This window comes from Francisella frigiditurris, from assembly GCF_001880225.1.
Classification (GTDB): Bacteria; Pseudomonadota; Gammaproteobacteria; order Francisellales; family Francisellaceae; genus Francisella; species Francisella frigiditurris.
In genome coordinates this window covers 1708669-1733251 of record NZ_CP009654.1, presented here as the reverse complement: position 1 = coordinate 1733251, position 24583 = coordinate 1708669, and the positions used below count along the sequence as shown (strand labels likewise).

The following is a 24583-nucleotide window of genomic DNA, read 5'->3' as shown; positions in this document are numbered from 1 at the left end:
GGCACATGATATGATCTCTTTTAACAAACCACCTGTGACAGGTATTGAAGAAAAGTATATTTTAGAAGCTATACAAAGTCCCAAAATTTCTGGTGATGGTGGGTTTACAAAAAAATGTAGCCAATGGTTTGAAGCTAATTTGTCCTGCCCAAAAGCATTATTAACTACTAGCTGTACCCATGCTTTAGAAATGGCAGCTATTCTTATAGATGTTCAAAAAGGTGATGAGATTATTATGCCATCATATACATTTGTATCAACGGCAAATGCTTTTGTTTTGCGTGGTGCAAAAATTGTGTTTGTGGATATCCGACCAGATACTATGAATATTGATGAGACAAAAATTGAAGCTGCTATTACAAATAAAACTAAAGCTATAGTTCCAGTGCATTATGCCGGGGTTGCATGTGAGATGGATACCATCATGGGTCTTGCAAATAGATATAATTTATTTGTAGTAGAGGATGCAGCTCAAGGTATGATGAGTACTTATAAAGGCAAAGCTTTAGGGACTATTGGACATATTGGGGCTTATAGCTTCCATGAGACTAAAAATTATACAAGTGCTGGCGAGGGTGGCTTGCTAATAGTGAACGATGATAGATTTGTGCAAAGAGCAGAGATTATTCGCGAAAAAGGTACTAATAGAAGTCAGTTTTTTAGAGGGATGGTCGATAAATACTCTTGGGTTGATATCGGTAGTAGTTATCTTATGAACGATGTTAGTGCCGCATATTTATGGGCTCAATTAGAAAATGCAAAACTTATAAATGATAATAGACTTGTAAGTTGGCAGTATTACTATCAGTTGCTTAAGCCTCTAGAAAACATCGGTAAGATAGAGCTCGAAAAAGTTCCAAATAGCTGTATTCATAATGGCCATATGTTTTATATAAAAGTCAGAAACCTTAAAATGAGGTCTAATCTTATAAAACATTTAAAGAAAAATGGCATAAATGCAGCTTTTCATTATATACCACTACATTCATCTAAGTATGGTATATTACACACTAGATTTCATGGTGATGATATGTGTACGACTGGTAATAGTGAAAGATTGGTTAGATTACCTATGTATTATGGGTTAAAAAAGGAAGATATTTCTTATATTTGCAGGGTTGTTAATGAATACTTCAACTAATAAAGATTTACTAATATGTTTTATTATTTATAGCATATCTAATATATTTTTATTGACTAATTTTAGTGGAATATATTGGGATGATTTAACCCTTTATAGTCATAGTTTTGTAACGATTAATTCACAATTTTCTCAATCAATGGGGCTAATGGGGTATTTTGTTAGTCTGGTACATTGGGTATTAGGGTATATAGGTAATGGGATATATATATATAGACTGTTGACTTTCATCCTTATTTATATTTCAGGATTATGTTTATATAAAATATTAGAAACAGTACCACTAATAGCAAGAACAGAAAGATTTCTTCTAACACTGGTATTTTTAGCTTGTCCCCTCTATATAGATAGGATACCGCTTATTGATTTCTTATATACTTTTTGTACTAGTTTATTTTATATAGCATTTTATTTAGTAACTAAAGATTGGCATAGGATTCCACTCAAAAGACTAGTAGTGTTTGTTTTGTTTTTCATATCTTTTGTTCAGCAATCTTTAGTTCCGTTTTATCTTATGGTTTTGGCATATGTTTTCATTAGAGAGTATGATTATAAAAAAAAATTTAAAGAAAATTCATATCTATATTTTAAGTCGAATATTATTCTTATAATTATAATAGTTTTTTTTGCAATATGTAAATTTACATTTTTTGAACCATCTGGGCTATATGCTGGCTACAATAAAATTCATATTGAAATATTTAGTCTTTTAAAACTAATATTGCATACATTTTCTTCTAGTTTAATTGCGCCAATAGCAGTTTCATTAAAGTTATTAATACAGCATAAGCTTTTACTGTTAGGGCTTATGACTATTATTTTTATATTACTTTTTCTTGAGATAAAGAAAAAAAATAATTGTTATACTACCCAATATACGAAGGGGTTATTTTATAGATATCTACTATTGTTATTTGTAGGGGGGGGGATTTTTATCTTAGGGGCTCTTCCATATGTTTTAGTTGGTAAAGTTCCGGTGTATAATGCAGCCTATAGCTCAAGGTTTCAAGTATTATTGCCACTTGGGTTTGCATTTATTATAGTGTATCTGATTAAAGCCTTAGGCATAGTAGTGTTCAGACAGAAGGTGTTAAAGTATCTTTATATTTCGTTAGTCTTTATGTTTGTTGTTTTTAATATTGTGCAACAATATAAATATGAAAAGTCTAACATTTACAGGCAAAGCATTATAGTTAATTTGAGAAGCACAGATATTATAAGAGATAATGATAGTTTTATTTATAATATTAAGGGTAATTGGTATTATCATACTATTTCATTTTATGAAATGAATGGTTTGTCTGTGCGAGCTTTTGGTAACTCTAGTAAGAACTATATACTGTCAACACAAGCTTTAGAATCTGGATATTGTGCTTATAAGCAATATAACTGTTATAATTGGAAACGAAGTAGTAATTATATTAAGATTCAGATTGATTATATTAGAGATATATCTTTTATAGAATTCTTAAAAATGAAGTATTACTCATTAAGTAATGTGGGGCAATATGATAAAATGATAAGAGGATTTGTTAAAATACAAGAGCAAAAGTGAAAACTGAAAAAATAATAGATTTTATAAAGCAAACATTCAGTACAGATTCTTTCATTCCGTTGCATGAGCCTAGATTTATAGGTAACGAAAAGAAATATCTTAATGATTGTATTGACTCTACTTTCGTGTCAAGTGTTGGTAAGTATGTTGACCAGTTTGAAAAAGAATTTGCAGAGTATGTGGGTAGCAAGCATGCTATTGCTGCAATGAATGGCACAGCATCATTACATATAGCATTGATACTTGCGGATGTCGAATATGGTGATGAAGTAATAACTCAGCCACTGACATTTGTGGCTACTTGTAATGCTATAAGTTACTGTGGAGCTAAGCCAATATTTATTGATGTCGATTTAGATACTATGGGTATGAGCCCTGATTCTCTTAAAAAATTCTTAGAAGAAAATTGTGAAGTAAAAGATAATAATTGTATAAATAAAGTAACTGGTAACACTATAAAAACATGTGTACCAATGCATACTTTTGGCCATCCTTGTAAAATTGATGAAATAGTAAGAATTTGTGATGAGTGGTATATTACAGTAGTCGAAGATGCTGCAGAAAGCTTAGGAAGTTATTATAAAAGCAAGCATACTGGAACATTTGGTAAAATTGGAGCTTTTAGTTTTAACGGAAATAAGATTATTACTAGCGGTGGTGGAGGTGTAATAGTCACCGATGATGAAGAGTTAGCAAAAAAAGCTAAGCACTTAACAACGACTGCGAAAGTTCCTCATTCTTATGAATATGTCCATAATGAGATTGGGTATAACTATAGGCTTCCAAATATTAATGCAGCTTTGTTAGTTGCACAGCTTGAGCAACTAGATGTTTTTTTAGCGTCTAAAAGAGAATTAGCCATAATATATAAAGACTTCTTTAAAGATAAAAATGGTATCAAATTCTTTAAAGAGCCAGCTAATTCTAAATCAAATTATTGGCTTCAAGTTGTAATGTTAGATGATAGGCAACAAAGAGATGATTTTTTGACGTTTACAAATAAGCATGGTGTTATGACGAGGCCTATTTGGAGACTTATGAGTGAACTTGAAATGTTTAAAGATTGTCAAAAATATAATTTAGTAAATGCAAAATATTTAGAACAGAGAGTTGTAAATATTCCTAGTTCAGTGAGATTATGAATAAAGAAAAGATTATACTAGTTGGTGGTGGTGGTCATTGCCATAGTGTTATTGACATTTTAGAGCAGCAAGATAAATATAGTATATTAGGAATAGTTGATGCCAAAGAGAAAATTGGTAAAGATGTTCTTGGCTATAAAGTTATTGCTTGCGATGATGATTTAGAAACTATCTTTCTTTCTTGTAAAAATGCAATAATAACAGTAGGACAAATAGAGTCAAATAAAATAAGAGTTAAAATCTATAATGATTTAAAACGAATAGGCTTTAATTTGCCAGTGATAATTTCTCCATTTGCATATGTTTCTAAGCATTCTGATATAGAAGAAGGAACCGTTATCATGCATCATGCACTTATAAATGCGAATGCTAAAATAGGTAGAAATTGTATAATAAATACTAAAGCTCTTGTTGAGCATGATTGCGTAGTTGGAGATAACTGTCATATTTCAACGGCATGTGTTTTAAATGGTGGAGTCGTTGTGAAAAATAATACTTTTTTTGGAAGTAATGCTACATCAAAGCAAGGTATTGAAATTGATGGGTTCATAAAGGCAGGAGAGTTAGTGAAATGAGAGATGTATTTATAATAGCAGAGGCTGGAGTAAATCATAATGGTTCAATTGAACTTGCAAAAAAGTTAATAGATGTTGCTGTTGATAGTGGTGCAAATGCAGTTAAGTTTCAAACCTTCAAAGCCACAAATTTAGTCAGTAAAAATGCACAAAAAGCTAAATATCAAAAAGAAAATATCAACGATGGAGATGATTCTCAATACAATATGCTCAAAAAGCTTGAGCTAGATGTGGATACACACAAAGAACTTATATCTTACTGCAAGCAAAAAAAAATAATGTTTTTATCGACTCCTTTTGATCATGATAGTATAGAGCTTCTAAATAAATTAGGCCTTGCAATATTTAAAATTCCAAGTGGTGAAATTACAAACTTACCGTACTTAAGACATATTGGAAGTTTAAATAAAAAAATAGTTTTATCAACTGGCATGGCGGATATTGGTGAGATAGAAGATGCTCTAGACATCCTTATAGCTGCCGGAACTAAAAAAGAAAATATAATAGTACTTCATGCTAATACTATGTATCCAACACCTATGGAAGATGTAAATTTAAAAGCAATGGTGACTATTGGTAGTGCTTTTGATATCAAGTATGGTTATAGTGATCATACTTTGGGTATAGAGGTGGATATTGCAGCTGTTGCTATGGGTGCAAGCTGTATTGAGAAGCACTTTACACTAGATAAGTCTATGGAGGGACCAGATCATAAGGCAAGTCTTGAGCCAGATGAGCTAAAAGCAATGGTAAGGGCTATACGAAATATAGAACTAGCTCTTGGAAGTAGTGTAAAGAAACCATCTAAAAGTGAAACATCAAATATTGCTGTTGCGAGAAAGTCTATAGTAGCAAAAAAAGAGATAAAAAAAGGTGATATCTTAACAGAAGAAAATATAACTATAAAAAGGCCAGGGAACGGTATAAATCCTATGAGGTGGGATGAAGTTCTTGGATCTGTTGCAATGAAAGACTATGAAAAAGATGATCTGATATGAAGCGAAAAATATGTGTAGTTACAGGCACAAGGGCTGAGTATGGGTTATTATATCCTGTAATGAAGATGATAAAAGACTCTAATAGTTTAGAGCTCCAGATAGTAGCAACTACAATGCACCTGTCTCCAGAGTATGGTTCAACTGTTGAAAAAATAAAAGAAGATGGTTTTACTATTAATGAAACGGTAGAAAATCTTTTAAGTGCAAACACTAATTCGGCCATAGCTAAATCAACAGGTATGGCTTTAATCATACTATCAGACGTATATAAGAGATTAAAGCCTGACTTGGTTTTTTTGTTGGGTGATAGATTTGAGACACATGCCGCGGCGACATGTGCGTTACTAATGAACATTCCTATTGCACATATTCATGGTGGAGAAGTGTCTGAAGCTGCTATTGATGAACAAATAAGACACTCTATAACAAAAATGTCACATATTCATTTTACTTCTACAGAAGAGTATCGAAATAGAATTATTCAAATGGGTGAGAACCCTAAATATGTTATAAATTCGGGAGCTCCAGGATTGGATAATATTTTGAATATGAAACTTCTATCAAAAGAGGCTCTTGAAAAATCACTGGAGTGGAAATTCGCTGAAAAAAATATTCTATTTACATACCATCCCGAAACCATAAAAGAACAATCTGTAAAGAAATCTATTAAACTTATTTTAGATAAACTGGTAGAGCTCCCAAGTACTGTTAATATTCTTATGACATATGCTAATGCTGATGAGGGTGGCTCTATAATAAATGAACAGCTTGAAAAGTGCTCTTATGAAAATCCTAAACGGTTTAAAGTAGTTAAAAGCCTTGGACAATTAAGATATTTATCAGCAATGAAGGTGTGCGATATTATGGTTGGTAACACTTCTAGTGGTATAATTGAAAGTGCTAGTTTTTATAAGCCTGTTGTTAATATTGGAGATAGACAAAAGGGTAGATTAAGAAGTGGTAACGTTATTGATTGTCACTATGATGATTTATTGAATAGTGTAGAGGTTGCTATGTCAAGCGAATTTGTTGAGAAGTGTAAGAAACTTAAAAATATATATGGTGATGGTAATGCGTCGTCTAAAATAGTAAATTCAATTGAACACATTAATTTTCCAGATATTCTAAAGAAGAAATTCTATGATTTGGAGTAGTAGATTATGAAAGCTATCAATAGTATAAAAATAGGTATAGATGCAACAATTAGAGAGGCATGGAAAGTGATTGACTCAGGCGCTATGCAGATAGCATTGGTGGTTGATGATAGTGATAAGCTTATAGGTACACTAACAGATGGTGATATTAGGAGAGGATTTCTAAATGGCTTAAATATGGATAGCTCTATAGAGACCATAGTTTTTAGAACACCTATTACTTCAACTATTGGAGAGGCGAAAGAAGATATAGTTAAAAAAGCAACACTAAAAAAAATTCATCAAATACCCGTTGTAGATGATAAGAACACAGTAATAGGTTTGCATTTGCTTGATGAATTGTCATTGCCTCAGGTTAAACCTAATAGAGTTATTTTAATGGTTGGAGGTCTTGGTACTAGACTGAGGCCTTTAACAAATGATACTCCCAAGCCTATGCTTCATGTCGGTGAAAAGCCGATACTTCAAACAATTGTAGAAAGCTTTGTGAAATATGGGTATATAAATATCACAATGTGTGTTAATTATAAATCGCATTTAATACAAGATCATTTTAGTGATGGAAGCAGCTTTGGTGCAAATATAGAATATATATTTGAACAGAGTAGGATGGGGACGGCAGGAGCTTTAACTCTGCTTAAAGAAAAACCTTTAGAGCCATTTTTTGTTATGAATGGTGATTTACTTACAAATGTGAACTTTGAAAGTCTGAATGATTATCATAGATATAATTTAGCTATGGCGACTATGTGTGTGCGAGAATATGATTTTCAGGTACCATATGGTGTAGTAAAAATGGAGGGTAATAATATAACATCCATACAAGAAAAACCAGTGCATAGTTTTTATGCAAGTGCTGGTATATATATGTTATCTCCAGAAGCTATTGATTATATTCCACAAAATCAGTTTTATGATATGCCCACTCTTTTTGAGAAGTTAATAAGTGCTAAGGAAAAAACCATATCTTTTCCACTAAAAGAATATTGGCTAGATATTGGTAGGATTGATGAGTATAAAAAAGCGAATGATGAGTATAATAAGGTGTTTTAATTGAGAGCATTAATAATTGGTTTTGGTTCTATTGGTAAGCGACATTATGAAGTCTTATCTGGCTTGAATGAAATAGAAAATGTTGATTTGGTAACTAAGCAAACTATAGAGAATACTGTTTGCTATAGTGATTTAGAAAGTGTTGTAAATATTGTTCAATATGATTATTTTATAATAGCTTCTGAAACAAATAAGCACTTTGAACAGTTAGAATATTTAGAAAATACTGTCACAGATAAACTGATACTCTGTGAAAAACCACTTTTTCAGACAAAACAAAATTTAGAAATAAAAAATAATAAAGTGTTTGTAGGATATGTTCTTAGATTTCATCCTTTATTAGAGAAGCTAATAAAGTTTATTCAAGATGAAAAGATTATTGTTGCATATGCTAAGTGTGGACAGTATTTACCATTATGGAGACCAGATACCGATTATAGAAAGTGCTATAGTGCTAAAAAAATAGATGGTGGAGGGGTTTTATTAGACTTAAGCCATGAGATTGATTATGTACAATGGCTATGTGGGCAAATAATTGATGTAAAAAGTTATCAAACAAAAGTATCAGATTTAGAAATAGATTCAGATGATTTAACTATGCTAATTGGCCGAACTAATAAGAGTGTGTTCGTTAATATTTCAATTGACTATATTAGCAAACAGACGCATAGAAGTTTGTTGTTAGAAACAATTGAGAACACATATAAGATTGACTTTATATCTAATAGATTAGTTAAAAAAAATAAAGTTGGGATAGAAGAAGTTTATTCTTTCTCAAACCTTGAGAGGAATTATATGTTTGAAAAAATGCATTTAGATGCTATTAATGATTGCAAAGTAATTTGCTCTTTAAAAGAAGCAATGAATGTTATGGAAACAATATCAACTATTCAGGAGCAGAACAAATGAGTAATGTGTTATGTACTATTTGTGCAAGAGGTGGTTCAAAAGGTGTTAAAAATAAAAATATTAAGAAAATAAATGGAAAGCCATTAATTGCTTATACCATAGAGCAAGCAAAAGCATCGGGTCTTTTTGAGCATGTGGTTATTAGTACTGATAGTGATGATATTGCAGATATAGCGAGGCAATATGGTGCAGAAGTGTTTTTTAAAAGAGATCCTGAAATGGCAAGTGATACAGCAGGCAAACTTGAAGTTATAAAAGATGCTTTTATGAGAAGTGAGGCGCATTATAATAAGATATTTGATTATCTTATTGATTTGGATGTAACAGCACCATTGAGGAGTGTTGATGATATTAAGAACTCATTTTCACAGTTATTAAAAGATGATAATGATAATCTTATAACAGCAATGCCAGGTAGAAGAAGCCCATATTTCAATTTAGTTGAACAAGATAAGGATGGTAAAGTATATTTGTCAAAAAAACTAGATAATACTGTTGTCCGAAGACAAGATGCTCCTGAGTCCTACGACATGAATGCATCTATCTATATATGGAAAAGAGATGTTATTCTAAATGAAAAAACTTTGTTTTTGGATAAAACAGGACTTTATGTAATGCCAGAAGAGAGATCTATAGATATTGATAGTGAGTTAGATTTTAAGTTTGTAGAATTTCTAATGAAGGAAAGAAAAGATGCTTAACGGTAAGGTCGTAGTTATAACTGGTGGAGCTGGATTAATTGGTCAGGAGTTTGTGAAATCAGTTATTGAAAATAAAGGAATTGCTATTATTGCTGATATAAATGAAGAAACAGGTGTTAAAACAAAAGAGAAGCTTTCGGTAGAGTTAAAAACGACAAATATTGATTTTGTTAAGCTTGATATTACTTCGAAAAGCTCATTAAATATTTGTATCGATTACCTTGATGATAAATATGGCAGGATAGATGCTTTGGTCAATAATGCTTATCCTAGAAATAAAAACTATGGTAAGCATTTTTTCGATGTTGAGTATAATGATTTTGTTGAAAATTTAGGGTTAAACTTGGGTGGGTATTTTACAACGTCACAACAGTTTGCAGAATATTTTAAAGCACAAGGATTTGGTAACATCATAAATATAAGTTCTATATATGGAGTGGTAGCTCCTAGGTTTGAAATATATGAAGGAACTAATATGACAACTCCTATAGAATATGCAGCTATAAAGTCTGGTTTAATACATATGACTAAGTATATGGCTAAATACTTCAAAGGGATGAACATTCGAGTAAATGCTTTAAGTCCAGGCGGGATATTTGATAATCAACCAGAAACATTCTTAGAGAAATATAAAGAAAAATGCTTAAATAAAGGAATGCTTGATAAAAGTGATTTAAACGCAACATTGGTTTATTTACTTTCAGATATGAGCAAATATGTTAATGGGCAAAATGTTATAGTTGATGATGGGTTTAGTGTGTAATGCTTGTAAAAAAGAAAGTAGCTTTTGTTTCTGTTCTAAATATACTAACTGTTAGTAGTTATTGTATCATTAGTGAAATGAATAACTTTACAATATTATTAACTGCTTTTTGTATTATAATTACTTTTTTATGCATGAGGCCAAGATATCTATTGCATCCTAATAATATTGTATTTGCATATTTCTGTTGTTACTTGGTGTTAGCTCCTAGTATTTTTGTTATATATAGCTACTTTAATATACAACACGTTTTAGCATGGTCAATACCTGATTTTATAGATATATCAAAATTTGTTTATTTAGATATGTTGTTGGTGTTTTATGTGCTTTTTTATAGCTTTTACTATTTTTTAAATAATATTGAGATAGATGCAAAATTTAACTATGAGGTTAGTAAAAAAAATATTGGCTTACTTTTAATTATTTTTATGTTCGTATTGGTTATTTTTATCTTTCTATCAGGCGGGTTATTATGGTTACAAAATTATAAAGAAGCATATTTAATAGGAAGAAAAGGTCTTGGGTTATTATCTTTAGCTATTATTTTTCTTTCCATATTGCTAGCATTTCTCCTTGGAATCAGAGATTTTGGAAGTACAAAGAGGAGAAATCATTATTTTGTAATATTATCAATAATCTTTATTGTATTTATTTCTATATTTCAAGGTTTTAAAGGTAAGCTTATAATTTTGCTATTATTTTATTTTTTTCCGCTATTATTCAATATTGAAATTTCATTAAAAAAGATTTTATTAATAGGTATTTTTGGGGCTTTATTTTTTTACATAACAAATTATATTCGTTCTAATGGTTATTATTCAACTCCACAAGCATCGTTAGAGTATATTATGACCTATTTTAATGTTTTAAATTTACAAAATCTTTTGGTTCATAATTATTCACCTGGTTTTTTCAACATAGACTACTCATTTTTAATGAAATATACTAATATTTTAGGTATTACAACAAATGCTAATTTTGATTTATCAGTTATGTTAACCAAAGAGTTTTTTCCAAATCAATGGCTCTCATATGGAGCAACTCAGCAATGGCCAATTACTGCTGATTTATATATGAACTACTATGGGATGACTTTAGGATGGATTCCATTACTTATTTACTCATATATTATTAGCTTTATTTATAAAAAGTTTTCTCAAGGTAATTTGATGTGGGGATTTATATATTTGTATGAATTTGTGTTGATATTCTCTACACTTAGGTCTGTATTTATTCCATGGAATATTATAATAGTTATTTTATTCTTTTTAGTATGTAATATTGTGTTTAAATATTCAGTTCGAAGAGATTATACTCTATAGTTATAAGGTTTAAAAATGATAAAAACAATTTTTAATGCAGAAAATAGAGCTGTTAGAAGTTTTAGGATATATTCGTATGTTTATAATAATGTTTCAAAGTTTTTCGGCTATTTCCTATATCAGCGTGCAAAGCTAAAATATAACTTTGATATAGCTCCTACAGCTATAATAGGAAAAGATTTTAAAATTGTTCATTTAGGTAGTATAGTTGTCGGAAGAAATGCCCAAATAGGAAGTAATTGTACTATTAATAATAATGTTACATTAGGAATGAAAAATCAGAAAGATGAATCTATGCCTGTAATAGGGGATAATGTATATATATCAACTGGAGCAAAACTTTTAGGCAATATTAAAATAGGTAATAACTGTATTATAGGAGCAAATAGTGTGGTTAATAAATCTTTTGAAGACTCCTCTATTATCGCGGGCATCCCAGCAAAAAAGATATCTCAAAAATAATGAAAAAAAATATATTTTTATATGCCTGTAGCATAGCTCTGAATAGAGGTTCATTGCTACTATTTTTTCCATTTCTAGCTGCATCATTCTCTCTTTCAAGTTTTGGTAAATGGAATCTTATAATTATAGTAGCGAATCTATTAATGCCAATCCTTACATTAAATGGATCATCATCTATCTTAAGAGAAGGAAGTCTGGATATATGCAAAGGCAACTATTTACTTAAAAAGTATCTTTTATTTACAACTGTTTTAAATGTTACATTATTATTTATTTTATTTGTATTTTTCAGCACTAGTTGGATAATATATAGTGTTCTTATAGGTTTTCTTGAAGGAATAATATATCTTATTATCACATATTATAGAGTATTAGATAAGGCTTTTATTTATTTTTTTATAAATTTATTAAAGATACTGGTCTTATTCTTAGTTATATTGTATGTAACTATTTATCAGACTACATTATATGTTTTGCTTGTGTATTATATTTTAGCCTTACTACTGTTTGTTGTGTTCGTTATTATTCACCTATTTATTAAAAATAATATTGATTACAAACAAACATCAGTAGAAAAAGCATTAAAGTTTTCAATTTTACTCATTCCACATGGAATATCTCAGTGGATAATGAGTAGTTCTGATAGAGTAATAATTGAATATGTGTTAGGTAGTGCTATGTTAGGTGTTTATAGTCTAGCATTTAGTATATCTGCGGGACTTATGCTTATAAATAGTGCTATAATTCTCATAGTCCCCACATATATGATAAAAAGTTATGATATGTGGAAAACGCGACTATATGATAAAAAAATAATAAAAATATACACTTTAGTTTCTATTTGCCTTTTTTTTATTATACTACTTATTTGCAGTGTCGATAATAAGTTTACTCACATATTAAAGTACTATAATAGAAATATGGTTATGATTATATACTTTATATATTTTGGTATATACCTGCTTGGGTTATATTACTTTTATGCAAATTATCTTTTTTTCCATGCTAAGGCATATATTATAAGTAAGACTACTTTTTATACAGCAATTCTTAATATTATGCTTACGTGTTTGTTTGCTTATATTTTAGGTGTGCTCGGGGCTGCTATAGCTACATTTATCTCATATATCTGTTATTTATTCTTAATAAGAAGGGAGTGCCTAAAAATTGAGAAAAATATCACTTTTAATTTAGCTAGAAGTATTATGATCTTTACTATTTGTATAACAATAGTTGGAGGGATATTTTATTATGAAATATAAAGATATGCTCAAAGCCTATTATTATTCTATATCTAATGAGATATGCTTAGATAAGGAGTTTTTAAATAGAGAAAATACATCTGTATTGAGTTTCACTCCAGTGAGGTCAATCAAAACAATAGCATTAGTTAAAAAATATAAAATAAATATTGTTACCTATTCTTTTTTGGCCCTTGTTTATTTTGTATTCTCTCCGGTTTTTTTTCTTAAATCACTTATGAAAAATATTATTAAGCTTAAAAAAAATAAAAATAGCAACATACATGATAATGTGGTTTTAGTAGCTAATAGAAGAGTTGAGTATTTATATAGTAAAATTAAAGAATCTATAAATACTGATACAACTTTTCTAAGCATTAATCGTGTTGGAAGTATGCATAGTATTCCTTTTGGTTTTAATCTAAATCTTTTTGATTTAATAAAGGCATATATGTTTTCAATTGTTTCTATGTTTTATATTTTAATCAAACTTAGAAATAAAACTGATATTATACAAACCTATGTTGCATATGAATGGTTTATGACATATATATCATTAAGTAAAATTAAGAAAGATGTGAAAAATGTATATTTTGCAAATCATTATGATAGATGGGCAACATTATTTGAACAATTATTTTATGATAAGGAGGTAAATCTCATTCAACACGGAATTTTACCTAATAATTTAAGCTTAGTATATAAATTCAAAAATATCGATAAGATATATTGTTATAATAATAAAAGTGAAGTTTTATTTAAAAAGCTTTTTAATGCTGAAAATATTATTTTTGAGAGAGTTTCGCTATCTATTAATTTATCTGAGATAAAGTCCAGAAGAAAAACAATGCTTATAATAGGTCAACCTCATTGCATAGAGAGAGAAATTGAGATTGTAAAAAAGCTATATAATGATTTTATGATTTATATTAAACCACACCCTCTATATCAGGATTCAGCATACTATAAAGTTAAGGGATGTGAGATAATTAAAGATAAAAATTATTATCCAAAAGTCGACTTGGCATTAAGTTATGAATCTACATTAGGTATGGAGTATGAAGCATCTGGTATTACAGTTTTATGGTGGAAGGAATTGAAAGTTGATGAGGTTGTTCATTTAGTAAAAAATATTATGGATGATAAGCTTTAAATAGCTCATCTTTTTATAGTTTCTAAAAAATCCTTATCACAGCTAAAGAAGATTTCATTATCTCAATTAAGAACTTCATTCAATACCACTTTTATATATAATCCAAAGTTTTTGTAATTCATCTTGAGTTATAAGTAACTTTTTTCTGTGGGAGATGGGTCTTCAGTAAACATGAAGCCAGTAATTTTACGATCAAGGGGAAACTCTATTGCCACAGTATCCTTAAACTCTTAAAGATAATCTGATTAATCTTAGATCCTATTTCAATAAAAGTAGTAGTATAAGCAACAACTTCACTATGAACTGAGGGTAACATTGTGAATTTTCTATAACTTCTTTTACGATATGATTAGTGCGCGTAAAATGGCGCTGCTAGATCAATAAAGTTGAATATTTAAAGATAATAGAGAAAAATCATAAATTCTTGCTTTATTTAGCCAGAATAGTTACCGGATTAATCGAAAATTCAATACCATGTCCATTTAATATCTGAGCTGTTTTTATAAGAATACTGTCTTGTACTTCAAGGAAATCAACATAAAAAACTTTCTTAACCATAGCATATATTTGAAGATTTATACCATTTGCACCAAAGGATCCCTCTGTTCTATTACCTATAATAGTTCCCCCGGTTAGTAAAGACACAGCTATAGTTTTATTTTCATCTATATCTGGATGGTTTCTTACCATTTTCTTAATATCCTGTTTAATTATTTCAACTTTATCTAGATTCTCATATGGTATTGTTATATTTTGTACAATTCGCCTATGAGTTCTCCTTGATGTGGTAGTTATGCATGTTGTAAGAAATATAGAGTTTGGTATATGCATTGGCGCAGTTTCATAATTATCTACTTGTGTTGTTAATATGCCTATTTTTTTAATAGAACCTGCAAATTTTATAGTAGAGTTAATATCAGAGGCAATAACATCTCCTTCAGAATATTTTCTATTAAAAACTACGAACAAGCCACCAAAGAAATTTGTAAGTAAAGTACTTTGAGATAAAGTTAAACCTGCAAGAGCTACTCCACTAAATGCCCCTAGAGCTGTCAGAGGAACATCAAGAGCAGCTAAAATAAGTATAATTGATATTATCACAGCTAAGAGTTCTAAAGCTTTAAATATGGCATTGATATCTCTAAAGTCATCATATCCACCACTATTTTTTTTGCTTTTTTCAATGACTATTTGTTTAACTTTATTTAAAAACTTAAAAATATTCATTATTATCGCAATATATACTAAAAACTTGACTGCATTTTCAGTATAAGTATAAATCTGATCTTTATGCTCAGTAAGGTATACAGTTGAAACTAAATCTATAGATACTTTTACAAAATAAACCCATATTAAAATATAAAGTACCCATCTTATAGATCTAAAAAAAGATAGTTTAATTGAGTTACTGACTTTAAATGATAGTATATAGCCCAATATGATTAAGCTGATTGTAATCGAAAGACAAATAATAAAGTCTATACTTAAAACAAAAAGAATACTACGTATTGATATACTACTATCCATATTAAGAAGTATATTATTTAGAATGTTCATTGTTTTTTAAATTATTTCTTACTAATAGAAATATTACTATAAATCTAATTTTATTAAAGTTTTTTATTTTAATCTTCTTGAGGTATTGGAGGAGTATTTGATGAGTTATTATCATCAATAACTATTGAGTCCATATTTGCTTGAGCAGGAGGATGTGCTTCTGCTTTTTTAGAAGAAGTCTTGCTTTCAGTAATATTTGAGTCATTATCACTAATATTGTCATCAATTAGAATTGAACTCATATTTGCTTGTGTAGGAGGGTGAGCTTCTACTTTTTTTGATTCATTTGAAGAAGATCTATTTTGAAATTCATCACTATAGTTTATAGGAGTATAAATTATAGGGGTATTCTCTCTATTTGGAGCTGTTTCACTTGTGCCTACAGCAGCATGTTTCTTAACAAAAGCAAAAACTAAAACTATTAAAGCTATAGAAATCATTAGAATTGCTAATCGATTCAGATAATCAAAAACTTTCATTTTTCCATATTTAGCTTTTTTATAATATAAAATATCAACTTTGTTTAATATAGATATTATTTTCTTCTCAGGAACTTCTAAATATTCACAATATCTTCTAATTTGGTTTTTTAGAACTGTACTGGACTCTTGTAATAGGATATTACCATGAGCCTCTTCAATAGTTTTTATTGTATCAAGAGATAAATTTGTAGCATCAGCAACAGTTTGTTGTTCTAGCCCTTTATTATCTCTAGTCATTTTAATAAATGATTGAAAGCTATAAATCATGATAGGTAAATGATTCTAAATTATTGTATGTTGGAGAATATTATATAAGAAAAAAGTTAAAAATTGAATTATGGTTTAAAGGGATTATTTATTCTTTTTCTTTTCTTCTAACATTTTTTCTAAGAAATGAATATTTGTACCACCTTTAATGAATTTCTCATTATTTAAGATTTCTTGGTGTAGAGAGATATTTGTTTTTATTCCTGTAATAACCATTTCTTCAAGGGCAGCACGCATTTTTTGCATAGCAGAATCTCTATTTTTACCTCTAACAATGATTTTTGCGATCATAGAGTCATAATTAGGAGGTACTCTATAGCCAGAGTAAATATGGGAGTCTACACGAACTCTTGGGCCACCTGGAGCATGATACATTTCAATAAGGCCAGGAGAAGGAATAAATCTTTCTGGATCTTCAGCATTAATTCGACACTCGATAGAGTGGCCATCAATAGCAAGATCAGATTGTTTCCAAGTTAGACCCATTCCAGAAGCTACTCTAATTTGCTCTTTAATAAGATCTGTACCAGTAATAGATTCTGTAACAGGATGTTCAACTTGGATTCTTGTATTCATCTCGATAAAATAGAATTCTCCATTTTCATATAAGAATTCAAATGTACCAGCTCCACGATATTTAAGAATTTTACAAGCATTAACACATCTTGCACCAATATCTTCTCTTTGTTTCTCAGTTAAGCCAATAGCTGGAGCTTCTTCAATAACTTTTTGATGTCTTCTTTGAGTAGAGCAATCTCTTTCAAATAGGTAAATAGCATTACCTTCACCATCACCAAATACTTGAATCTCAATATGACGAGGGTTTTCTAGGAATTTTTCCATATAAACCATATCATTATTGAAAGCAATTCTAGCTTCACTCTTTGTAAGAGCTATAGAGTCTACTAAATCTTCTTTTCTTCTAACGATACTCATACCACGACCGCCACCACCACCGGCAGCTTTGATAATAACTGGATAACCAATTTTCTCAGCGATCTCTAAGTTAGTTTTAGGGTCGTTACCTAAAGCACCACCAGAGCCAGGTACACAAGGTACTCCAGCTTTTTTCATATATTTAATCGCTTCAACTTTATCACCCATAATCTCGATGCTTTCAGCTTTAGGGCCAATAAATATGAAACCACTTTCTTCTACAGCTTTAGCAAATTTAGCATTTTCTGATAAGAAACCATAACCAGGGTGAATAGCATCTGCATTAGTTATTTCTGCAGCTGTGATTATGCTTTGTATATTTAAATAGCTTAAATTTGGAGCAGCTGGGCCTATGCATACAGCTTCATCTGCTAATTTAACATGCATTAAATCTGCGTCAGCAGTTGAATATACAGCGACTGTTTTAATATTTAATTCTCTACATGCTCTTAAAATTCTAAGAGCAATCTCACCTCTATTAGCAATTAATACTTTTTTAATCATATTTCTATTACCTTAATTCTATTTGTAGTTCAAATACGAGTTACTATTAGGTAATAACTTGTTTATTCTATGATAAATAATGGTTGATCAAACTGTACTGGTTCACCATCTTTAGCTAAAATCTTAATGATTTTTCCAGATTTCTCAGCCTCAATTTTATTCATAATTTTCATTGCTTCAATGATACATAAAACATCGCCTTTTTTAACTTCCTTTCCTTCTGCTACATAAGCAGCCGCATCTGGAGATGGTGACTTATAGAAAGTACCAACCATAGGAGATTTAAACTCTTCTCCTGCATGAGTCTCTTGAGGTTTAGCTGCAGGAGCACTAGGAGTAGAGGCAGCTGTGCTAACATTAGTTGGAGCTGCTGGAGCAATAGTTGCAGAAACTGGTGCAGCTGTTGTAACTACACTTGTGCCATTTTGATTTTTAGTCATAAAGATAGAAGAACCACCAGCTTTAACTTTAACTTCTTTAATATCACTTGTATTAAGAATTTCTGCTAGTCTATCAATTGCATTTAATAAATCCATTTTTGTTATACTCCTTTATTTTTAACGAAATCTATGGCTTCAATCATAGCTAATTTATATCCATTAGAACCAAGACCAAATATGCATCCATAAGCAATATCTGATAAAAAAGACTTGGATCTAAAGCTTTCCCTATTATATATGTTTGATAAATGTATTTCAATAAAAGGCTTTTGAGTTGCTAAGAAAGCATCCCTTATTGCAATACTTGTATGAGTGTAAGCAGCGGGGTTTATGATGATAAATTTAGCATTACTTTGTTGTATCTTATCAACAATTTCTCCTTCATGATTGCTTTGAAAGAAATCTATAGAAACTTCATTTTTACTGCCTATATTTTTTAATTCTTTTATTATATCTTTAAGAGATTTGTGCCCATACTTATCAGGCTCGCGAGAGCCTAATAAATTTAAATTAGGGCCATTAATTATTAGAATATCTGTCATGATATATTCCTATATTTTTTAGAAGCAACTGAAAACATTTTACCAGTTTCTATACAAAAACAACTTAATTTTCCTCCCCAAACACATCCTGTATCTATGGCTATAAATTTATTGTCACCAGTATTTCCTTGTAAAGCTGCCCAATGCCCAAATATTATTTTTTCATTAGTTTTTAGTTTTTTATTTTCAAGCCTGAACCAAGCAGACCAATCAGCAGGGATATTTGAGAGATTAGAACTATATTTTAGGTTTAATTTTCCATCCTCAGCGGTTAATCTCATTCGTGTTAGATAATTGGCGATACAGAGCCATCTTTGAACGCCTTCTAATTCTTTTTGCCATTTATCTGCCTCTAAGCAAAATAAATTAGATAGAAATAGTCGTCTTGTGGATTCGTTTTGTAAGACAAACTCTAATTCTAATGCTCTTTTTTTAGCTTTCTTAGTAGACCATATATGTGGAACTCCAGCATGAGTTATAGTAAAGTCATTGATTTTTATTAGAAACTTTTGTTTCCATATCCATTGACGTATTTCTTCCAACTTGGGTGAATCTAGTATTTCATTTAGAGAACTCTTAGATGATCTTGGTAAATAATTATAGCTTGTGGCAAGAAAGATAAGCTCATGATTTCCAATTAAGAGCTCAGCGTTTTCTTCTAGATCCATAATATATGCTATAGTTTCTAAAGATTTTGGTCCTTTATTTATGATATCTCCAATAAATATAAGCTTATCTTGTTTTTTGTCGAACTTAATTTTATTGAGTAGTTTTTTTAGTTCATCTAAACAGCCATGTACATCACCAATAATATAGGTTGCCATTTGAACTCCTATTGTGATAAAAAGTTTGAAAGTTTTACAAAATCTTCTACACTAAGATTCTCGGCTCTTAATTGAGTATCTACAGGTATTTTAGATAAGTCTATATTTTTTTCTTTAAAAATTGGTTTTAAGTTATTTAATAAAGTTTTTCTTCTTTGAGAAAAGCTTTGTTTAACAATAGATGAGAAAAGCTTGTAATTGTTAAGTGCTAAAGGAGTATTTATAGGAATGAGTTTAAGTATACTAGAGTCAACTTTAGGTTTTGGGTAAAAAACCTCAGGTGGAATATGCATTACAGAACTACATCTAAAGTGATATTGTAATATAACAGATAGCCTTCCATAGCTTTTATTATTTGGCTGAGCAGTAATTCTATCAACTACTTCTTTTTGTAGCATGAAATGAGCATCAATAATCTTATCTGTAAAGCTTATTATTTTAAATAAAATTGGTGTCGAAATATTATAAGGAAGGTTGCCTATGAGTTTTATTTTATTATTTGGGAATTTTGAAATATTAAAGTCTAGTACATCTTCATTGAAAATATTTATATTTCCATAAGGTAGACAGTTTTCAATTAATGTTGGTATTATTTCAGAGTCAAACTCAATAACATTTACATTTTTTGTTTTAGTGAGTAGATGTCTTGTTAGAGCACCTAATCCAGGGCCTATTTCAAAAACTATATCATCTTTTGATATGTTGGTTATTTTAATGATTTTGGTAATAATATTCTCATCTTGAAGAAAATTTTGCCCTAAAGATTTTTTCGCTTTTGTTTTGTATTGCATTAATAAAGCTCTTGAGTTTTTAAATCTTTATCCAATATTTTGATATAAGCACTATCTTTCATTGATGTTATCCATGTCTTATAAATCTGTTCAGCCTTTTCTGCATAAATAGCTTCTAGTGCTTTTTGTTCTTCAATTTCTTTTTGAGCATTATATTCTCTAGTATCTGTATATTTGATTATCATCCAACTTTTATTTCCAGTATCAAATGGCTCAGAAAGTTCATCTTTTTTGAGATCCTTTAACTGATTAAAGGCTGCTGGTGTTAATATTGGAGGATTGTCTAAAACTGAAACCCAACCAAATTCGCCATCTGAATGATCATAGTCATTAGTATATTTTTCAGCAATTTTCTTGAAGTCATCGCCACTTTCTATAGCAAGTTTTGCTCTTTTAAGATCATTTTCAGCACTTGAAGCAGTCAGAGTTGCTGTGAGATTAATAACAATACCATCTACATTGTATTGTGTTATTTCATTATTAACCAAAGGCTTTTCCTCTTTTATAGTTTCAACATAAATCATCTGGATTGCATTATCTGCTATAAATGGTTTTGAAGCTTGTCCACTTTTTAGATATTTTACTCTTGATCTGTATATTGGAGGGATTTCTGAATAGGTCATCCATTGAGTTATTGAACCACCTTCCTCAGCATTAGCTGCTTCAGAAAACTGTTTGGCCACATCTGAGAAACTAATATTTTTGTTATTTACTGCAATGGCTAGCTTTTGGAGTAGAGTAAATATTCTATTTTTATCGTCTTTAGACTTTGGTATATCTATGATTAAGTTTTTTAAAAGATACTGTTTTTTAGGAGCCATTTGCCTTTGGAATAATTCTTTATGTTTTTGTATATATTTCTCTACTTCTTTAGGAGATACTGAAATTTGTTGAGCAATAGCTTGTTGTTGAAGCCTGTTAATCATTAGCTGATCCTTAAGCTTATCTTTGTATTCAGAAAAAGTAATGCCTGATGATTCTATACTGGCTTTTAAGTAATCAAGAGATATTCTATTTCTTACTAAGATATCATTTATAGCAGCATCAATTTCTTTGTCTGATATTCTAATATTATTTCTTTGAGCTATTTGTAATAAAATACTCTGAGCTATAAGATTTTGTAATGCTTCTTTTTTAATTTCAAGCTGATTCTGCGGGCCATATGTTTGAGAGGGAGGAAGGGCTGCGAGAGCTTTTTGTACTTCCTGATCAAGTTCTAAAGAGGTTATTACTTTGTCATTAACTATAGCAATTGTTTTATTAATAGCTTGCTCTTGATTACTACTAGAAACTTGAGGAGCAGCATTTGTTGGCATTTGAGGCATATTTGAATTAAAAGAGTTCTGAAATAAATTACTAGATATGTCCGCAAAACAAAAAAAAGGAATAATAAGTGATAATAAAGCAAATTTATACTTTAAATGCATTATTAAACTCCCCACTGTCCAGCTGTATAACCATTTATTTGGCTTAATCTTTGCGCAAGTCCATTCGCTCCATAAACGCCTCCAAGACCTTTGAGTTCAAGTTCTAGCACATAAGTATTATTTAACGCACCAACTTTTTGTGGGTCATTAGGGTTATTACTTGTATAAGCAGATCTTTGAATTAATCCTCGAATTGCCCAAGAGTTTGCATCATATTGCAAACCTACGAAGGTATTTGTTATAGATTGCTGAATAAAGTCATAGTTTGCTAAAGCTGCTATAGCCCAGCTATCGGTAAGCTTAAGTATAGCAGAGGCTGTAATAGTTTGTTGAGGCTTAGGCGCAACACCATTTATTATCTGTTGCATAGTCATGCCTGCCCAGTTATAAGCTATATTATTGTATGAAATATTAAAAATATTGTTGTTTTCACTTTTATATTGTAATTGATAGACTTGATATTCAACGTTACCAGTTTCAACTCTATAGTTTATATCAGCTGAAGCATATATATTTTGTAATACCTGATATGAGAAGCTTCCCATTATAGGAGAGAATGTTGAGTTGTAGAAAGGAAGCAGTCTATTAACGTTAGGTGCTTGATTCCCTTGTGTTAGCCCAACTAATCTGTCTGCAAAAAATATTTGTTGACCTATTTTTGCAGATAGTAGCGTTGATCCATCTTCTTGATTAGTTATTGTATGTTCTAGTGCATAAGTTAACTGATTAGCATTGTTAATTCTATCACCACCAACAAATCTATTTACTTGGAACATCTGCATATACTGTTCATTTGTAAAGTTTGTATCAAATAGAGGAAGATCTGTTTGATCTTGGTAAGGTATGTAGGTGTAAAATAGTCTAGGAAGTAAAGTGGCTGTATAAGCTCCTTTGCCTGTGGTAAACTCTTTGTCAAAATAAGCACCGGCATCTATATTAAATATTGGGATGACACTTGTAGCATTATTTTGATTAAATTTAACTATATCATTTGTATGATTCTGAAGTTGATAATATCTTATTGGAACTTCCAATGATGGAGTAAAATAACCCCATGTGTCTGCTAAATCTAGAGCAAGCTTAGGAGAGTCGTAACTTCTGAAGGCATTTACCATTGAACCATCTGGAGTTCCTGTTCCTAAGATGGGAGCTTCTCTTTTATAAAAATAAGTATTTTGTGTTTTAACTGAGAACTGTAAATAATCAGGTAGGTATTTTGAAACATCTATATTAAAGTTAAAGTCCGGAAGTTTTCCATATGGTGTATTGGCTAAAAACATTGTTTGATCAACTAAACCATAATCTAAAAATTGTAGTTTTGTATCAATAATTTCATTTGTGTAAGAAAGGTTAAACTCTCTATCTAAAAGTGTTTTAGTCACTAAATTTATATTACCAGCTGAGAAATCATTATAAAATTGACTATCACTTACATAATCGTAGTTATAGCTCATTTGTATATTATTATATCCACCAGATCCATTAAATGTAAAAGCTCCTCGAGTCGCATTGCTCTTAAAGTCGTATGGAACTAGAGAGCCTTCAAATTGAGTCTTAAAATATTCATTCATGTATCTAAAGGTAGCATTTTCCATAGGGCCTCTTTGAGACCATAAAACTTGCTCAAATAATAGATCATAGTTTGGAGCAAGGTTAAAGTAGTATGGAATACTAACTCCAAATCCAGAGTTGTCATTTTGTACAAAGCCTGGTGTTAGGAAGCCACTTCTTCTTTTATCATCTGTAGGATATGAGAAATAAGGAACATACATTACTGGTATATCTTTTATCTTAAACCATCCATCTTTCATATATGCCATATTTTCTTTGGTATCCATATCAATAGATTTGGCACTTAATTTCCAAGTATTATCTAAAGGACTGTCTGATGTTATATATCCATCGGTCATGTTTATATCTTTATCATTTAGTCGTCTGAATGTACTTGCGTATCCTCTTATATGTCCAGTGAAGTTATTTTTACTATAGATATCAGTTTTCGGTTCTTTTTTAAAGAATCTAAAATAGGTTTCTCCAGCAATTGCTGTATCATCTTCAAGGTTGGTTGACATATCTTCTGTTCTTATTACAATACCTGAAGATGGTTGCTTTGCTATGACATCACCAGCTATAACTAATGATTCAATAGCAGATTTATCTTGATTAAAGTTTACGATAGCATTTTGACCATAAATTTCTTGATCACATTGAAAAACCTCAACATTTCCTGAGGCTATAAGAGTTCCATCAGTGTCAAACTCTGCTTTATCATAACTTAGTTTAGTTTTGCCACTTTTACAAAGAGGGGCTGTGAAAGTAGTGTCATTATAATATTGTCCACCAGTTCTCAAAGATGAGTTTTTCATCCAGACAAGATCTTTGGCTAAGGCCTCCTCTCTCTCTTCATCGGTAATATCTTTTGAAAATACGTTTGTTGGTTCTACTTCTCTTTCGCAGTTCCAATCGCCGTCGACAATCTTACATTGCCAATCTTCTTTTGCAGGGTTTTCGTTCATGATACGAGCTGCTTGGCTAGACTGACTAAATAATATAGTGCCTAGAAAAGCAAATAATATTCTCTTGATATTCCCCTTCATGAACCTTAGTATTTCCCTTTTTTACTGATTCTATTTAAAATTAAGCC

23 protein-coding genes are annotated in these 24583 nt (G+C 30.3%); 14 read left to right on the top strand and 9 right to left on the bottom strand.

The window, feature by feature from the left end; translation table 11 throughout:
• The first annotated feature begins 10 nt into the window (after positions 1-10).
• The 14 genes from rffA to KX01_RS08605 are packed head-to-tail and all read left to right on the top strand — an operon-like array spanning position 11 to position 14169.
• Positions 11-1141, top strand: a complete 1131-nt coding sequence (gene rffA / locus KX01_RS08670) for a dTDP-4-amino-4,6-dideoxygalactose transaminase (RefSeq protein WP_071664606.1) — start codon at positions 11-13, stop codon at positions 1139-1141.
• A complete protein-coding gene (locus KX01_RS08665) occupies positions 1125-2696 on the top strand; it encodes a hypothetical protein (RefSeq protein WP_071664605.1) in 1572 nt (523 codons plus the stop codon). Before rffA ends, KX01_RS08665 begins: the two co-directional genes overlap by 17 nt.
• Positions 2693-3838, top strand: coding sequence for a LegC family aminotransferase (locus KX01_RS08660; RefSeq protein ID WP_071664604.1), 1146 nt, complete (start codon positions 2693-2695; stop codon positions 3836-3838). The genes KX01_RS08665 and KX01_RS08660 overlap by 4 nt, the downstream gene beginning before the upstream one ends.
• Positions 3835-4413: a NeuD/PglB/VioB family sugar acetyltransferase gene (locus KX01_RS08655; RefSeq protein ID WP_071664603.1), complete on the top strand. Its 579-nt coding sequence runs from the start codon at positions 3835-3837 to the stop codon at positions 4411-4413. Before KX01_RS08660 ends, KX01_RS08655 begins: the two co-directional genes overlap by 4 nt.
• Complete coding sequence (gene neuB / locus KX01_RS08650) at positions 4410-5411, top strand: N-acetylneuraminate synthase (protein ID WP_071664602.1); 1002 nt, start codon at positions 4410-4412, stop codon at positions 5409-5411. Before KX01_RS08655 ends, neuB begins: the two co-directional genes overlap by 4 nt.
• Positions 5408-6565, top strand: a complete 1158-nt coding sequence (neuC, locus tag KX01_RS08645) for a UDP-N-acetylglucosamine 2-epimerase (RefSeq protein WP_071664601.1) — start codon at positions 5408-5410, stop codon at positions 6563-6565. The genes neuB and neuC overlap by 4 nt, the downstream gene beginning before the upstream one ends.
• A gap of 6 nt (positions 6566-6571) precedes the next feature.
• A complete protein-coding gene (locus KX01_RS08640; protein WP_071664600.1) occupies positions 6572-7618 on the top strand; it encodes a nucleotidyltransferase family protein in 1047 nt (348 codons plus the stop codon).
• Entirely contained in the window at positions 7619-8527 is a 909-nt protein-coding gene (locus tag KX01_RS08635; RefSeq protein ID WP_071664599.1) for a Gfo/Idh/MocA family protein, read from the top strand.
• Positions 8524-9228 carry an acylneuraminate cytidylyltransferase family protein gene (locus tag KX01_RS08630; protein ID WP_071664598.1) on the top strand — a complete coding sequence of 235 codons (705 nt, stop codon included), beginning with the start codon at positions 8524-8526 and terminating at the stop codon, positions 9226-9228. The genes KX01_RS08635 and KX01_RS08630 overlap by 4 nt, the downstream gene beginning before the upstream one ends.
• Positions 9221-9991, top strand: coding sequence for an oxidoreductase (locus tag KX01_RS08625; RefSeq protein WP_071664597.1), 771 nt, complete (start codon positions 9221-9223; stop codon positions 9989-9991). The genes KX01_RS08630 and KX01_RS08625 overlap by 8 nt, the downstream gene beginning before the upstream one ends.
• Positions 9991-11313 carry an O-antigen polymerase gene (locus KX01_RS08620; RefSeq protein ID WP_071664596.1) on the top strand — a complete coding sequence of 441 codons (1323 nt, stop codon included), beginning with the start codon at positions 9991-9993 and terminating at the stop codon, positions 11311-11313. The genes KX01_RS08625 and KX01_RS08620 overlap by 1 nt, the downstream gene beginning before the upstream one ends.
• Before the next feature lie 15 nt (positions 11314-11328).
• On the top strand, positions 11329-11775 hold the full coding sequence (locus tag KX01_RS08615) for a serine O-acetyltransferase (RefSeq protein ID WP_071664595.1): 447 nt from the start codon (positions 11329-11331) through the stop codon (positions 11773-11775).
• Positions 11775-13037: a lipopolysaccharide biosynthesis protein gene (locus tag KX01_RS08610; RefSeq protein WP_071664594.1), complete on the top strand. Its 1263-nt coding sequence runs from the start codon at positions 11775-11777 to the stop codon at positions 13035-13037. The genes KX01_RS08615 and KX01_RS08610 overlap by 1 nt, the downstream gene beginning before the upstream one ends.
• Positions 13027-14169 carry a hypothetical protein gene (locus KX01_RS08605; RefSeq protein WP_071664593.1) on the top strand — a complete coding sequence of 381 codons (1143 nt, stop codon included), beginning with the start codon at positions 13027-13029 and terminating at the stop codon, positions 14167-14169. Before KX01_RS08610 ends, KX01_RS08605 begins: the two co-directional genes overlap by 11 nt.
• 429 nt (positions 14170-14598) lie before the next feature.
• Here KX01_RS08605 and KX01_RS08600 read toward each other — a convergent pair whose 3' ends face one another.
• From KX01_RS08600 to KX01_RS08560, 9 genes are all read right to left on the bottom strand, one after another.
• Positions 14599-15726 carry a mechanosensitive ion channel domain-containing protein gene (locus tag KX01_RS08600; protein ID WP_071664592.1) on the bottom strand — a complete coding sequence of 376 codons (1128 nt, stop codon included), beginning with the start codon at positions 15724-15726 and terminating at the stop codon, positions 14599-14601.
• Positions 15727-15794: 68 nt separating this feature from the next.
• A complete protein-coding gene (locus tag KX01_RS08595) occupies positions 15795-16472 on the bottom strand; it encodes a helix-turn-helix domain-containing protein (RefSeq protein ID WP_071664797.1) in 678 nt (225 codons plus the stop codon).
• Positions 16473-16559: 87 nt separating this feature from the next.
• Positions 16560-17915 carry an acetyl-CoA carboxylase biotin carboxylase subunit gene (gene accC, locus KX01_RS08590; protein WP_071664591.1) on the bottom strand — a complete coding sequence of 452 codons (1356 nt, stop codon included), beginning with the start codon at positions 17913-17915 and terminating at the stop codon, positions 16560-16562.
• A 62-nt stretch (positions 17916-17977) separates the two neighbouring features.
• Positions 17978-18451 carry an acetyl-CoA carboxylase biotin carboxyl carrier protein gene (accB, locus tag KX01_RS08585; RefSeq protein WP_071664590.1) on the bottom strand — a complete coding sequence of 158 codons (474 nt, stop codon included), beginning with the start codon at positions 18449-18451 and terminating at the stop codon, positions 17978-17980.
• A 5-nt stretch (positions 18452-18456) separates the two neighbouring features.
• Positions 18457-18897: a type II 3-dehydroquinate dehydratase gene (gene aroQ / locus KX01_RS08580; RefSeq protein WP_071664589.1), complete on the bottom strand. Its 441-nt coding sequence runs from the start codon at positions 18895-18897 to the stop codon at positions 18457-18459.
• Positions 18894-19721 carry a symmetrical bis(5'-nucleosyl)-tetraphosphatase gene (locus tag KX01_RS08575; RefSeq protein WP_071664588.1) on the bottom strand — a complete coding sequence of 276 codons (828 nt, stop codon included), beginning with the start codon at positions 19719-19721 and terminating at the stop codon, positions 18894-18896. The genes aroQ and KX01_RS08575 overlap by 4 nt, the downstream gene beginning before the upstream one ends.
• An 8-nt stretch (positions 19722-19729) precedes the next feature.
• On the bottom strand, positions 19730-20512 hold the full coding sequence (gene rsmA, locus KX01_RS08570; protein ID WP_071664587.1) for a 16S rRNA (adenine(1518)-N(6)/adenine(1519)-N(6))-dimethyltransferase RsmA: 783 nt from the start codon (positions 20510-20512) through the stop codon (positions 19730-19732).
• Positions 20512-21939 (bottom strand): peptidylprolyl isomerase, encoded by a 1428-nt coding sequence (locus KX01_RS08565; RefSeq protein ID WP_071664586.1) that lies wholly within the window; start codon positions 21937-21939, stop codon positions 20512-20514. Before KX01_RS08565 ends, rsmA begins: the two co-directional genes overlap by 1 nt.
• Before the next feature lie 2 nt (positions 21940-21941).
• The gene (locus KX01_RS08560; protein WP_071664585.1) at positions 21942-24536 is read right to left on the bottom strand and encodes an LPS-assembly protein LptD; all 2595 of its coding nucleotides are present in this window, start codon (positions 24534-24536) and stop codon (positions 21942-21944) included.
• Between the last annotated feature and the right edge of the window lie 47 nt (positions 24537-24583).